Raw genomic sequence first — 16,569 nt, forward strand, 5'->3', positions numbered from 1 at the left:
ATTTGCTTTCTTGTAAAAATCTATACGTTTATTGCAGTGCATATTTTTGAGTATTAATTTTAGTGTAACGAAAAATTATATGATCGAAATCATATCTAAACTCAATTGAAAATATTTTGGATAGAAAGCCTATTTTTTATCAAATTATTTTTCTTTCACATTTAAAAAGTAAATAAAAAATATTAGACTTCAACACTTGTATGGGGTCGGTAGAGCATTGAGATTTCTGTCTTAAATTTAGGTTTTTTACACTAATTTGAAATGTGAATTTTAAGCGAGCCAATTTACGTAAAAAATAAAAAAGAGGTTGTGTCATGGTTGGTATTGTATCTGGAAATGGCTTGGGTTTATTCAATAGCTCATTTAATAACCTAGGCAAAAAAGGACTACAGGGCAACGCCAACTTTGGGCAGGCTCAACTTCAAAATTACGTTAATATTGCCGATGGTAATCTAATCATTCGCCAATTAGATCAGAATCTTTCTGCACTTGGTAAAGATATTCAATCCATTCAAACCTATAACTCTAAGGGGGTTCTCAGTGGAGATACTCAATGGGGAGGTGAATGGAGTCGACGTATTACTTTAGTCGGTGATCTTATTACTGCAGGCAGTAAAATCCTGATTACTGCAGAAGATGGTCATCAAATTACTTTTAACTATAGTTCGGCTAATGCTTATATTTCTACAGAAGGTGATGGTGCGTACGATAAATTGTTGGTAAATGGCAATACGTTAACAGTCATTGATGGAAAAACTAGAGTAAATGAAATTTATGAATATAACCCAAGCTTAAAAACAGGCCGTTTAGTTGCAGTTAAAGATAGTAATGGGACTAATCTGGCTTATAGTTATGATGCGCTTGACCGTTTAATCTCCATTAAAGATTTAAATAGTACCAGTTTAAATGAACTGATTTATAACTATGATGGGACTACTAATCGTATTAAACGGATTGATACTAAAGCCAATGGTATTACCAACCAAAATGTTTATTATGAATATGACAGTTTAAATCGCTTATCTAAAGTCATTACTGATCTTACCCCGAATGATAATAGTATTGCCGACCAGAAAGTCTATAGCACTAGTTATAGCTATGAGTTAAATTCGAGTCGAATTGCTTCAATCACACAAAGTGATGGTACATCAGTTCAATTTAGTTATGAGCTTGATAGTGTAACCAATAGCTATCGGGTAAAAGCTGTCAGAGATAGTCAGGGCTTAACCACTTTTACTTACGCTGCCAATAAAACTACAGTTGAAAATAGCTTAAAAGAAATCTGGGAATACAGCTATGATGAGAATCAGCAACTGACTAGCATTAAAAATGCCAATGCTGAGGTGTCCTCTTTTAGTTATGACGGTCAAGGTAATGTGACCAGCATAGTCGATAACGAAGGTAATAAGCTGACTTATCGTTATGATAGTAATGGCAATTTAACAGAAGAATATAACCACCTCGGTAAAGCGATTAAATATACTTATGCTGGGATATCAAGGCTTGAGAGTGTTGTTGAGTTTGAAACCTTAGCCGCCAAAGATACAAATGGTAATTGGATATTACCAACAGGTAATTCTAAGACTACAAATTATATTTATGATGGTTCTCAGCGGTTACGTTTTATTATTAATAATGGGAGGTTATCGGAATATATTTACAATGATCAAGGTCAGTTAATTACAAAAGTTGGAAGTTATGATACTAAATATCTTTCTACTAATTTAATGTTACTTACAATTGAAGCGTGGTCTAAAAAGAACGCAAGAAATCAGCTTAGCAGTTATGAATATGATGTTTTAGGTAATCTAAAAAGAGAAATCAACTATAGCTCGATTAATAAAACAGCTGATGCAGCAGGCTTGGTCAATAACCAAGGTGTCTTTGAAGATGCAACGCAACTGATCGACTATGTCTATGATCCGAAAGGGTTGTTGTTGCAGAAGATCATTCGTCATGGTGCAGACCGACAAACTGCAGCAGCGACAGCAGCACAAGCGATTCAATCCTTCACTTATGATGGCCTAGGTCGAATTTTAACTGAGGTGAGTGCAGCGGGGACAACCTCTTATAGTTATGCTGCGGGTAAAATTACAGTCATTAATGCAGCGAATCTAGTCACGACCCAAAGCTTTGATAGCTATGGGCGTTTATTGAATATAGTACAGTCTGCCACGAATCAGCCGAGCAGAACCACAAGCTATACTTATGATGAAGCAGGTCGTTTGGTTTATAGTAAACAGCCGACTGGCAATGAACAATTCAACTTCTATGATAAAAAAGGTCGGTTGGTTGGGGTTGCAGATAGCTCAGGGCTATTGATTGAATATGTCTATAATAAAAATGATTTACAGACCAAAGAAATTCGTTATGCCAATGCAGTGAATTCTACTGGCTGGTTGGTGAATAATAGTGTCGCCAAGAAACGGATTGAAGAGATTCGTCCAGCGGTAAATAGCTTTGATCGAGTGATTGAGAAGAGTTATGACAGCAGTAGCCAACTGAAGAGCATTAAGCAAGCCAATGGGACCTTGACGGAATATAGTTATGACAACTTTGGTAATGTTATTCAAACAAAAACAGGCGATCGGATTAGCCGCTATTTTTATAATAAAGACAATCAGCAGGTTGGTGTATTAGATGCCGAAGGGTATCTGGTTGAAACGATTTATAATACGGTAGGGCAAAAAGTTCAAGTCAATCGCTACAGTAAACTTACCACCGAAAGTCTGCGGGCAACAGGGACTTTGGCACAATTGAAGCCAACTGGGGCTGATAATATTACTCGTAGTACGCTGTTTTTCTACAATGCCCAAAATAAGCTGGTTGGTTCGATTGATGAAAAGAACTTTATTACAGCCTATATTTACGATGAAAAAAATAACACGGTTACAACACGTCAATATACAGAGGCGACAACGGTATCCATCACCAATTTTATGGTCTGGACTGATTTTATTGCAGCGATTCCAGCGACGAATAGCTATCAAGAGTCGATTAAGTACTATGATAATCAAGGACGTTTAACTAAGTTAAGTGATACACGTCAGGGCATTACTACATATGGTTATGATAACGCTGGTCGAGTAATTACGGAAATCTTGGCAACAGGCAGTAATGAAAGACGTATTTTTACCCGTTACAATGCCTTTGATGATGTGACCCATGTGTTGGCGGGTGAAGTTGCACTTGATATCAAGTCGGGTATGACTGCTGCACAAGTTGATCAAGTCTATGAACAATATGCGATTAAGTCATATTATGATGCTGCTGGGCGCAAGACTCAGGTATTGAATGCTGCAGGTCAACTCACCACCTTTTACTATGATAAATCAGGTCGGTTGACACATCGCATTAATGCAGAAGGTAATGTGGTTGAGACCAGCTACACGCTGTTTGGTGAGGTAAAAACTACTACACAATATGTGAATAGCCTGTCAAAAACCGATGAGAAAGTCACCGACTTAGCTGGGGCTGCGATTCCAGCGGCATTTAGCAATGCAGTTGGCGTGGGTAAACGCTTAAAAGGTGGTGAACTTACTACCACGCTAAGCAATTTGGTTGCGGCGATTAAAAATGCAAGCAAAGATAATGTTGCGAAATTTGAATACGATAAACTGGGGAATATCAGTAAAAAAACAGATGCTGAATCAAATAGCGTTGATTTCCTTTATAACCAATACGGTGAACTAGACACTGAAACACGCCAAGTCACCCTCAATGGGGTTAAAAAGCCCGTACAGACGGCTTACACCTATAGTAAACGAGGTGAGCTAAAGAGTGTCATTACGGATAAAGGTGGTCTAAACCAGAGCACGAGTAAAGAATACGATGCCTTCGGTCGAGTCACCAAAGAAACTGATGCTAAAGGCAACATCACCAGTTATGACTATTTTGCAGATCAAGGACGAAGCATTCAGGTTACATCTGCAAATAACAGCCTCACTAAAACCACTTATGATGCCTGGAACCGTGTGCTCACGGTGAATAGCAATAACAATATCAGCAGCTATAGCTATGATGATAAAGCCAGAACGTTAACGGTGAAGAGCCCAGAAGGGCTACAAACCATTACACGTTATAATGAATTCGGTGATGTGATTGAGATTACCGCGGCGAATAATGGTAAAACCACCTATTTATATAATAAAGATGGTAAGAAGACCAAAGAAACCAATGCTGCGAGTGCATCGACCAGCTATGTTTATGATAAAAATACTGGATTATTAAAAGAAAGCACCAATGCGCTAGGACTAAAAACCGAATACATTTATGACGATGCCAATCGGGTTCAATCGCAGATTGTAACCATCTCAGCGACAGAGAAGGTTGAAACCCAATATCGTTATGATGGTCAAGGACAACGCTTAGAAGTGATCGAGGCGTATGGCACAGTAAACCAACGCTCGACTCAATACAACTACGATAAAGCAGGGCGTTTGACCTCAGTTGTACAAGATGCCACGGGGATTAAAGCAACCACCACCTATGCCTACGATGAGACAGGGCGTGAGATTCGTGTGGTGGATAAAGGCGTTACTACGGTTTATAGCTATGATGCTTTGGGCCGTCGCCTTTCTGAAATCAAGGATCCAACAGGGGAAGCCTTAAAAACTGAATATCGTTATGACCTGAATGGCAATCTTACCCGTAAGATTGATCAGGCAGGCAATAGTAGCTGGTATATCTACGACAATATGAACCGTTTGAGTTATACGGTGAATAGTTTAGGTGAGACAGTCGGTTCAGTTTACGATGTGAATGATCGGGTGATTGCACAATACCGTTATACGGTCTTGCAAAATGTCAGTACATGGTTAGTCAAAGATATAGCTATCACAACTGATATTACAGTAAGTAGCGTGGATGCAAGAACATCAACCCGCTTTGTTTATAACAAAGATGGATTGGAAATCTTTAGTGTCGATGCTGAGGGCAGTGTTGTTGAGAAACAATACAATGAGTTGGGTAAAGTCACGCAGATCATCTCGTATGATAAAGCGATCAATTTGACAGGTGAAAGCCTCACACAAGAGGCCGTTAGAGCAGCATTACAGACTGCAAGTGCAGGCTCTAGAACAGAATCGTATTATTATGATGCGTTGGGTCGGGTGGTTTTTACTATTGATGCTGCGGGTTATGTAAAGCGTCATGATTATAATGCATTGGGCGATATTACTGCGATTCGTAGTTTTAGAGAGCCGACAACACTGAGTAGATCTAGTACATTTTTAGAGTTGCGTGCAATCTATGCGAATAGTAGCAGTATTCCAAGTTCGACGATCCAATATATGTACTATGATAAGTTGGGTCGTAAAGTTTATGATTTAGATAAGAATTCGATTCTTACTCGTTATTATTATGATGAGCTAAATAACTTGGTAGGCAAGAAAGAAACCACGATTTCTTATGTCACGTTACTCGATTTACTTAGAACCAAAGATGAGAATGGTGCGTTTAACTCACCTAGACCCGTGTCTAATCCAGATAATTTTGATGCAGGACTGAAGCTCTTAACCGATATTCAATTTAGAGAAACCAATTACTATTACGATAAACTTGGTCGTGTTACCTATACCATTGATGCCTTAGGATATGTCACTCGTTATACCTATAACGCCTTTAATGTAGTTTCTGGGACAGTCAAATTCTATGATGCGACTAGTTTAAGCCGTAGTAGTACAAATGCTGAATTAGATGCGGTCTACCGTACGGCTGCAAATCAACTTCCACCTTTTACACTAAAAGGTGCTATCTTTAATGTGATGGGGCGTAAGGTATTAGACTATAACGAGCTTAGTTTTGTAACTTACTATAGCTATGATGCTTTAGGTAATTTGGTTAGTAAAAAAGAAACAAAACTCTTACTTGGTACTTTATTAGACCTTTTAAGAACCAAAGATGCTAATGGTGTTCTAACACCACGTCCAGCTTCTAATGCTAACAATGTTAATAAGGCAATTTTATTAGTTACTCCAGATCAATATAACGAAACTAAGTACTATTACGACAAGGTTGGGCGTTTAGCTTATGACATTAATGCTTTGGGCTACGTCAATAATTATCGTTATGATGCCCTTGGTCAGTTGATTTCAAGTAAACAATCAAATCTCACGGCAGATAGTATTTTAGATTTACTCAGAACTAAAGATGCCAGTGGCAATTTCACTACACCCCGTCCTGAGCTCAATGCGGATAATTTAGAAAAAGCCTTTAAGGTGGTTCCAGTTGCAAATTATAAAGAAAGCAACTCCTATTACGATCAGGATGGTCGTCTCAATTACAGTATTGATGCAATGGGCTATGTGACCCGTTATAGCAATGATGCCTATGATAATGTGATCAATATCATCCGTTTTAAAGCCGCAACGACCTTAAGTCGCAGCAGTACTTTAGCGCAGCTGGATGTTGCTTTTAAAACCGCCACGACGTTGCCTGCTCATACCATGATTCAATATGGTTATGATGCCTTAAACCGCAAGATCAAAGAGACCGATGCCGAAGGCTTCTCGGTTGAAACAGGCTATGATGCGTTTGGGAATACTATTTGGGTCAAAGACAAGCTCGGGAACAAGGGCTATTTCTATTATGACGCGCTCAACCGTAATACTTTTAAAATAGATGCTGAAGGCTATATTACCTTCTACTATTATGATGTGTTTGGTAACCAGACTGCTGAGCGAAAATATTATCAGCGTGTGAATGGGCTTGATAAGATTATCGCTGACAATGGTTTGATAAATAATGTACGGGTGTTAGCAACAGCTACAGAGGTTGCACCAACCAATCAGCCATATCTTGATTACAATGTGTATTATGATCAAACCAGTTATCAGTACGATAAACTGAACCGTAAAACCAAGATCTCGGATATCTTGGGTAACTATGAAGAATATACCTATAACAATGGTTTAACCCAACCTGCCACATATCGTAATAAATTGGGTGGGGTATATAGTTATGTCTACGATAAAGTTGGTCGACTGATTCAGGAAACCTTGCCTGAATTGGCAGGTGGCCAGGCGGTCATCAACAGCTATGAATATGATGCCTATGGAAATAGAACCAAACTGATTGAGGCGAAGGGTTTAGTAGAACAACGTGTTTCGGTCTATCAATATGATGCGTTAAATCGTTTAACCGCCAAAGTAGGAGAAGCGGTCAGTACGACGCAGTTTAAAGTCACGGATGCCAGTAAGCCGAATGTCAAAAACAAGATTGTGACGCTTACTGCACCGAAAGAGAGTTATCAATATGATAGCTATGGCAACCAGATTGCAAAAACAGATGCTAATGGTGCAACGACATATAGCTATTATGATCAAAACGGTCGCAAACTCTCGGAAATTAGTCCAGTTGGGCAACTCACACAGTGGGCCTACAATGCCGATGGTCAAGTTATTCAATTAAAGTCTTACGAGACCGCTATTGCTTTACCGACACAAGCAGGTGGAGCTTTACCTGTTGCACCAGCAGGTAACGTCCGTGTTGTTGATTATAGCTATGATAAGGTGGGTCGCCAAACAGCAGTGACCACACCTAATATTTCAGCGTATGAATATTACCAAGAAAAAAACAATCTTAAGGGGGCGCTAACGCCAACCAGTTCGACAGTTAGAACCTATTACGATGCTAATGGTAATGTCATTCGTGTTGAGGATGGCAAAGGCAATAATAGCTATAGCTATTATGATGCGATTGGTCGTAAGTTATTGAGTGTGGATGCAGGTGGTTATGCGACACAGTGGAGCTATGACTATAATTCAACGACTAAGCTCAACAGTATTACTGAAACCAAGTATGCCACCCAGCTGAAACAGACTGTCAACGCTACAGATCAACTTACACAGGTCTTGGGCTATGTTACTGCAGATGCAAATAATGACCGCATCACTATTAGTACATTAGACCGTAAAGGGCGAGTCAGTAAAACTGAATTACTCAATGTCAAATACACCGATGGCACGACCACTAAAGTGGGGAATAGTGGCACCAGTTTTACTTATAATGGTTTAGATCAGGTTCTAACCAAGACAGACATTACTGGTACGGTGAGAACCGACTATGACAAGTTGGGTCGAGAAACCTTACGTACCTTTGGGGAATATAAAGACAGTAATAATGTTGCGGTGAAACAACGTATTGCCAGTGTTTATAATGGTTTGGGCCTACTCTCGAGTAGCTCTGTACTGGGCACCAATGATGCCGTTAGTACCGATGACCGTGTGACCCAATATGGCTATGACAAGCTAGGACGTTTGATCAAGGAACTGGATGTTAACCTGAATCATAGCGTGGACTATGCTTATGATTTAGTGGGGAATCAGACCTGGATTGGGAATGAACGCAAAACCAGTACGGCTGTCGTAAAAAGTGATGAGACGCTGATTGAATACAATGCTTCAGGCAAAGAAATTACGCGTCGGGTAAGAGAAGGCTCACGGCCAACTCAAACGAGTACAGCAATTACTTGGGTGACCTTGGAAGAACGTGAAACCCGTTACAACGTATTTGGTGAAGTGACAGGTAAACGTTTAATTCAGGCTGACAGTGCGACTAAAGCGACAGATCCATGGCAGGAAGTCACGGAATACAATAATCAGGGCAAGGTCTGGAAGAGTAATGCCAATAATGGGGTGACACGCTATTACCTATATGACCGCAATGGCAATGCGACTTTACAGTTGGATACGACTGGCAGCACGACAATTATAGCAAAGACACCCGATCAGCTAAAAGATCTCACGGGTGTAACCTATACTGAAACGGTTTATGACCAACGTAATCAGGTCGCTGAGGTTCGTCAGCCGAAGTATAGTCAGGAAAGTTTAGATACCACTTTAAATATATTTGGTCAGACCATTTCACGCACCACGGAAAAATCTACGGTTGCGTTAACAGATACCACAAACAAGCTGAAGTTTGATGCTAATACACAAAAGTTAAGTATTCAGGCACATGCTCAGGCGACCCGAGTCATTATTAAGTATTGGCCGAAAGGCAGTGCGGCGACCCCTGAAAATACGCTCACAGTGGATATGCAGGCAGGCGCTACCGCAGGTGCCTTTGTACTGGATATTTCAGCGATCAAGGCCAATGCTGATTTTAACTTTAGTTATAGCAGTAGCAATGCAGCCGGTCAGGTACTGGAAAGCAGTACAGGTACCATCAAACGTTCGGTGAATATCATTGATGTATTCTCGGGCGGCAGTGTGACTGCGAATCCGAATGCGACGACCAATTCGGTTGCCAACACCATGGGTACGGTAGCGGTTGATATCTTTAATGATTATAAGCTGCCGATTACTTTAGTTGGGCAGAAAATTCAGAAAATTATAAGTCGTGAACAACAGGTAATTAGAGGGGCAGGTGATAAACTTACTTTTAATTATGAAGAGGGTATGGTGGTACAGAAGATTCAATTCGCGTTACCATCACAATTACAAAGCTTCGGAAGTGGAAATTTCGAAGTCGAGCTGAGTATTAATGGTCAAACCTACAAAAGAAGTGTGAGTTCAACAACAACTTTTATTGAATTTCCTTTAGATTTAAATGAAGATAAATTTTTAGGGGGTAAAAGTTATAATGTAAAAATTTATAAGAGAGTCTCACCTGCGGTAACAGAGTTGGTAATGAATTCTACCAATTATGTCCCTAATAAACTCTCATTAATTTATGTGACTTATACTGATAGTAGTTATCGTCCACCAATGTTTTATTCTAATGCGGGAGATATTCTTGATTTAGGTGTACAAGTTGTCGATCACCAGGGGGGAGTAGCACCATACAATCATTTGATAGTAAATAATGTGCCTGCTGGAACAAGTCGTGTTGAAGTAAAATATAAGCTTCAAGGTGCTAGTCAATGGAGTACGTTAACAAATAGTGCAGAATTATATAAGAATATGCCTGGTTGGTATCAGGTGAATTTAAGCACACTGGTTAAGAATCAAAATTATGATTATCAATATATTACTTATAATGATAAAGGGGATATATTAGGGGGTGGTCAAGGTGTAATTAACACAGCTAATAATCAAGCAGCTATTAATCAGAAAGTATTGTCTGTAGATGATATACCTAATCTTTATAAAGATAAAAAGGATATTGTCAATGGTAGGCAAGATATTAATAATGCAATTTATAAAGATATCGGTGTGTTTAATTCAACTTACTTCCAAACAAAAGGATATTTGAAGGATGATGATACGGCATTCTTTGGTATAGAGTATACTTTTAATAATAATGTTTTGAGAAAGTATAGTAAGCAAGAGTTTGCTCTAGTTGTTAAAAATAGAAATACTGGTGAATTAGTAAAAACAACAGGTGTTTTCTATCTATCAGCAGGTGACGTTACTAAAGTTAATGTGGATATCATTTCTGCCGAATTTAAAAGAACAGTTTTCTTGAATAATACTGCTAATTATCAAGTAACTCTAGTATATAAGGATGGGCAAAACTTTATTCCAATAGCTAGTTGTGATAATGATGTAAGAAGGGAGAAGAATGGTCATAATTATGATTATGATCTTGTGTATAATTATTCATATAATCAAGGAACTGGAAGTCTGAATAGAGACTTATTGTTGCGATTAAATAATCAATCTACAAATACCACCCATATCTTTACTTATTATAGAGAATTAGGCAGTAAAGCAGCTTATTCATTTATAGAGGCTACTCCTTTAAAAGATGTTTATGGGACTACGATTCCAGGTGCATTTGATATCGATTATGCCTCTAGATTGGATCCTAGTAAGAAATATGAAATCCAGTATGTGAGTTATGCAGGACAAAATATCATTAACCGTCAACAGGGCACCATAGCGTTTACTGCGGAAGGTATGCAAGTAAATACGTCTCCTCTAAATTATGGCGGAGATGGGTTTATGCTTTTCTATGGGAATAGCATTGCCTTCTTTGATCAGTTCCAGCCTGTTTCTACAACATCGACAGTAGCTCAGTTAAAACTCCGTAAGGTCGGAAGTAGTGTATGGGAAAATATCCCCTTAACAGGGATTTCAGGTTGGTTTAACTGGGACTTTGGCAGTAGAAATGGTGAGTATGAATTTAAACTGGATTCGTATAATAGACCAGGAGACACCAGTCCATTAGGGCGTATCATCGGTAAGTTACGTCTAGGAGCTGAACCTCAGGTATTAAACTACATTCCTGCATCCTTTGTACAAAACCAGATTACTTTCTCTGGGCAACCAACTGGTAGTAAAACCGTTAGAGTAAAATATGGCACGGTTGCTGGCCAACTCAATCAAACCGTAGATCTGGTTGTTGGTGCGGATGGGAAAGCTATTTTTGATGCAACTGCGATTGCAGAGCTGAACCTGTTTGGTAGTACCACAGTTTACTATAGCTATGAAACTAAAGATGCTGATAGTAAAGTCTTAAACCGCGCCAGTGGTTATATCAATGTGGGCTTAGGGGCAGGATCAGGTCAGCATACCAACTTGCTTAATGATAGCTGGATTGATCTACAGCCTGCACAAAGTAATGGCACCAAGATGGAGGTGTATTACCGTAAACGTCAGGTTGATGCCAATGGTAACTTTGTTTCTGATCTGATTAATGCTGATATCAATAGTGATGCCTACTGGGGAGATAAAGCACAGTTCACAACAGTAGCTCTTAATCCGCAAAATGGTATCTATCGTTGGAATATTAATGATCTCATTCCAAAAGATGGCTATGAGAACTATGAATACTTCTATCAGCTCTATGACGCCACTGGCAAAGTGATTGCTTTTGTCCCAGGTAAAGTCACAATTGACAGTAAAGGAAATGGAAGTACCCAGCAAACCAAATGGGCGATTACGGGTTCAGGTAGTGAACAAAACCAAATCATTCGCCGACAAGAACACAATGCCTTTGGTGAGATCACCAGTGAAACTGATGGTAATGGCTATACCACTACACTGAGCTATAACACCTTAGGTAAGTTGGTTGAGAAGAAATTGCCAACGGTGGATATCCGTAAGGCAGATGGCAGTGTAGTACAAGGCACACCAACCCTTGAATATGGTTATGACCTTGCTGGACGACTCTTGGTTACTAAAGATGCTAATGGCAATATCAATAAGCAGACTTATGTAAATGGTCACAATCTGGAGACAGGGGATTGGCTGGTGGCCAATGAAACCCATGCTGATGCTGGGCAAGTCGTCAATGGTTATGACGTGTTTGGTAATCTCTTGGCACGAACCAATGAGATTGGAATTAAAACAGGTTATGAATATGACCTGAATGGCAATCTGGTTAAAATAAACCGAGCTCCACGTACAGCAGGTAGTATCGGTGCAGATGCCATTAGTAATGCGGGCGTACAACAGACTTTAACCGATACCTTTAGCTATGATGAACTAGGTAATCGTATTACTGCAACCAATGCCCTAGGCAATATCACGACCACCGATTACGATGCTTTAGGCCGAGTAATTCAGAGCAAATCAGCTGAAGGGGCTGTGACTAAAATTGATTATGCTTATGATGCCAATATTCTGAACGTCAATGGTACTAAAGGTGGGCTTAAACGAACTGAGACCGATGCCTTAGGTAAAAAGCTGATCGATGAACAAGACTATTATGGTCGTACAGTCAAACATACCGATAAAGGCGGTCGAGTCTTTAACTATTACTACAATACAGGTGGCTGGCTCACCCGACAAACTAGCACCCAAGGTCAAAATATTGACTATAGCTACTACAACAATGGTTCAATTAAAGAAATCCGTGATGTTGCTTTAAACCTGCTCACGGCCTATCGCTATGATGACAATGGTAACCGAATTGAAGAACGCTATCAGGAGTTGAATGCCAAAGAAGGTGAACCACGCGTCTTCCAGAATGCCCAGATCAATTACGATGCATTGAATCGTAAGATTAGTGTACAAGATCAATCCTTTAATATTGCCTATGACTATGATGCCAATGGCAACATTATGCATATGTTGGCGAACTACCGTGATGCGGTGAATGCTGCACCGAAGATCCAAGACTTTTGGTATCGCTATGACAGTATGAATCGTTTTACGATCAGCATGGGAAGACTGAATAACACCACCAAGACAGTCGAAAAAGGTGATACAGGGGTTGAAATTACCTATGACAAGTTGGGCCAACGAACCTCAGCAGATTATGGTAAAGATGCACTCAACTCAAGCAAGGCGCATAAAGAACGCTATATTTATACGACTGATGGCTATCTTGAAAGAGTATTGAATGCAGACTATAACACCAATGGTGTGTTAGGGACTGAATATACACTTTCTACACGTGCCAATGATGCCTTAGGTCGGGTGAAGACATACAAGGACTATAATCCGAATAGTGATAGTGTTTACCAAACGACAGACAACATCTATAACAAAGACAATCAAATCACTAATCAGACTAAAGCTGGTGGCAATGGTGCGGGTAGCACTGTCTATAATTATCTTGCTGATAAGGTAACATTAGACAATACGGTCATGACACCAAGTTCAGGTTCAGCTCAAACGACCAAATATACCTATGATTGGTGGGATTCGGCTAAACAAAAGTCGATTAGTACTACGGTGAATAACCTGACAGGTACGACTGATTTTAGTTATGACGTCAATGGACATGTCAGTGGTTTTACCGACAAAAAAAATGCGCAGAATCAACGTCAAGCGACTTATATCAATAACTCGCAAGGGATGGTGTTGCAGCGTAATGAGTTAATTAACGGATCAATGAACCGTTACCGTAACTTCTATTATGTCAATGGTCAGCGCATTGGTGATGTGAGTAATGATGGTCCATCACGTGAAGACTATGTACAAAGCTTGCAGAACAGTCGAGGCACACCAACACAGGCCAAGGACTTTAAACCGATTTCATCAGCGGACTTTGATCAGAACTTTGAGCCGATCAACGCGCAGTATCCATCGAGTGCTCCAACTAACTATGTGGTGAACAACGGAGACACCCTGCAAAGCATCGCTTTGTCGGTATGGGGCGATGCTTCGATGTGGTACATGATTGCGGATCTGAATGGCTTAAGTCCATCAGATAAATTGACAGCAGGTCAAGTACTCACGATTCCGAACAAAGTCACCAATATCCACAACAACAGTGAAACCTTTAGACCGTATAACCCAGGTGAAGCGATTGGGGATACCCAACCGACCGTCCCAAGTCCGCCACCACCACCGAAACCGAAGAAGAAGTGTGGTGGTATTGCCCAGATTGTGATGATTGTAGTGGCAGTGGTTGTGACAATTTATACTGCGGGAGCTGCATCAGCAGCGTTTGGAGCTCTAGCAGCTGGGACAAGTGTTACAACAGCAGTTGGTACTACAATAGCATCAGGAGCACTTTTTTCTACTGGTGTGGCTGCACTGGGTGGAGCTTCAATTGGAGCAGCAATGGTTGGAGCGGCAGTAGGAAGTGCAGCTTCGCAATTGGTTGGTAAAGCAATGGGCGCTGTAGATAGTTTCTCATGGTCACAGGTTGGGGTGTCTGCACTAACCGCTGGAGCGACTGCTGGTGTGGGAGCCGGAATAGGCCAACTCGCTACTAAAGGGTATAGTTGGGCTCAAACAGCTTCTAATGCAATCAATGCAGTCAATAATGGTACAGCAGGTTGGACACAAGCTGTAGGTGTTGGGGCATATGCCGGTGCAGTCGGTTATGGTTCAAATTACATTGCCAATCAGGCGTTTGGTAATAACCAAAGCTTTAGCTGGGCAGCACTAGGTTCATCGATTGTTGGTTCAATGGCAGGGGCTGGCTTAGGTAAGTCTGGGGCATTTAATACGCTTGGTAAATCAGCAAGCCCATATGCTTATTCAATTGCTGGTGCAAGTGCAGCAGCCACGATAGAAGATAAATGGTTTGGTGGAGCAAGACCGGATTATTTAAATGTTTCGATGGCAGCAATTGCGAATACTGCCGGGACACAATTCGGAGAGAAATCAGCAGATTGGTTAGAAATGGAAGTATTTCTTCGTCAAGCAAGAAAAGATTTAGCTACAGCGCCGCTATATGCGATGAGTGTAAATGAGGCTGTGACTAAAGCTAAGAACTTTATGAATACAGGCCTAGATTACGTTAAGTCTGGTGTTGATTACGTTAGTGATATAGTTTCTGATTATTTACCAAATAATGCAGCCGAACGTTCTAGAACTTTAATGAGTGGTGGTGGAGCTTCAAATTCAGGTTCAACAATGCTACCTTCAATTTCAGTAAAAGCGATGTTAGAAGATGAAGTATTTAGACCATCAGCTGTTACATATGCTCTTGGTGGTGTACGTGGTTTTAATATGAGTGTGGCATTGGATAACATTCAGCAAAGTAGAATGTCACAAACGAGAGCAGAACTTCGTCCTTTAAATAAATTAGAAGCCTTTTATCGAGATTATCATATCCAACCGTTTGTAAATGGTGTCAGAACACTTGGGCATGGGATGGTTGGGCTAGCACGTGAAGGTGCTTATACTTCATTTGATGTGTTTGCAAAGCGAGTGAATCCTCGCGCAAAACCAGAGAGCTGGTTTTTCCAATCATTAGAATCACAGGGTATATACTCAACAGGTAAAACTATTGTTCAGAATGTTGCCGTTGGGACAGTAGATGGTGTTTTAAATCCATTCAGAGCCTTGGTTCGAAATGATTATGATGCATTTGCAGAGTCTTTGCCTAATTTCGCGGCTACAATTGCGGGAGGGAAAATAATACAGCCAGCACCTAAGCCTGTGGAATTTATAACTTTATATCATGGGACTTCAAAAGCGTTTGCATCGGATATTAGAGTGTCTGGAATTGATATTACTAAATCTAAAGCGTCAAATGATTTTGGAGAAGGATTTTATTTGACTTCCTCGCGTGATGACGCCATTAGTTCTGCAACAATGCAAAATAAGAATCTAAATGATATCGGGGTATTAGAGTTTCGTATCCCGAAAGATAAGTATAATGATTTAAATCATCTAGAGTTTAATTCTCCAAATAAAGAGTGGCAGGATTTTGTGACTTTAAATAAAGGTATTGAAAATTATATTGGCAAAAATGGAAATACAATACCATTTTATAGACCACCGCAAGAATGGAATGTGAAAATCGAAAATCATGATATAATCTCTGGTCCTTTATTTAGAAAGATTAATTCGGAAGGAAAGATGTTACACTGGGAAAATAGACAGCCTCAAGTTGTTGTCCGTTCACCTGCTTCAGCGTGGTTGTTTAATCAATATATGGTAGATAAGTAAATGACAGTATTAAGTGTTGGTGATAATGAAGAAGTAATACACTTTTTTATGGGAGTTAGATCACATTTTGAATCCGTTTTCAAAGGCTCTCAATTGGATGTTAATTCTTTAATTAATAGTTATTACTCTAAATTTACAAATGAAGAGTTTGTAGGGGAGTATGGCTTGGCACCTGAGAATCAAGAACTTTGGGAACATTGGGGGTATTTTGAAGTTGCACTTAGAGTTTATTATTATGAGGTTTTAAACCATAATCCAGATAAATTAGCTTATATTAAATGGTTGAATAAATTTATAAAGGAATATAGATCAGGAGGAATTTAAT

2 protein-coding genes are annotated in these 16,569 nt (G+C 39.8%); both read left to right on the forward strand.

Going from position 1 to position 16,569, the window contains the following annotated elements:
• The first annotated feature begins 314 nt into the window (after positions 1 to 314).
• Positions 315 to 16,244: a DUF3990 domain-containing protein gene (locus NDN11_RS04975; RefSeq protein WP_251110938.1), complete on the forward strand. Its 15,930-nt coding sequence runs from the start codon at positions 315 to 317 to the stop codon at positions 16,242 to 16,244.
• Positions 16,245 to 16,568, forward strand: coding sequence for a hypothetical protein (locus NDN11_RS04980; RefSeq protein WP_251110939.1), 324 nt, complete (start codon positions 16,245 to 16,247; stop codon positions 16,566 to 16,568). It begins immediately after the preceding gene.
• Position 16,569: the final 1 nt, after the last annotated feature.

Source organism: Acinetobacter sp. C26M (genome assembly GCF_023702675.1).
Taxonomy (GTDB): Bacteria; Pseudomonadota; Gammaproteobacteria; order Pseudomonadales; family Moraxellaceae; genus Acinetobacter.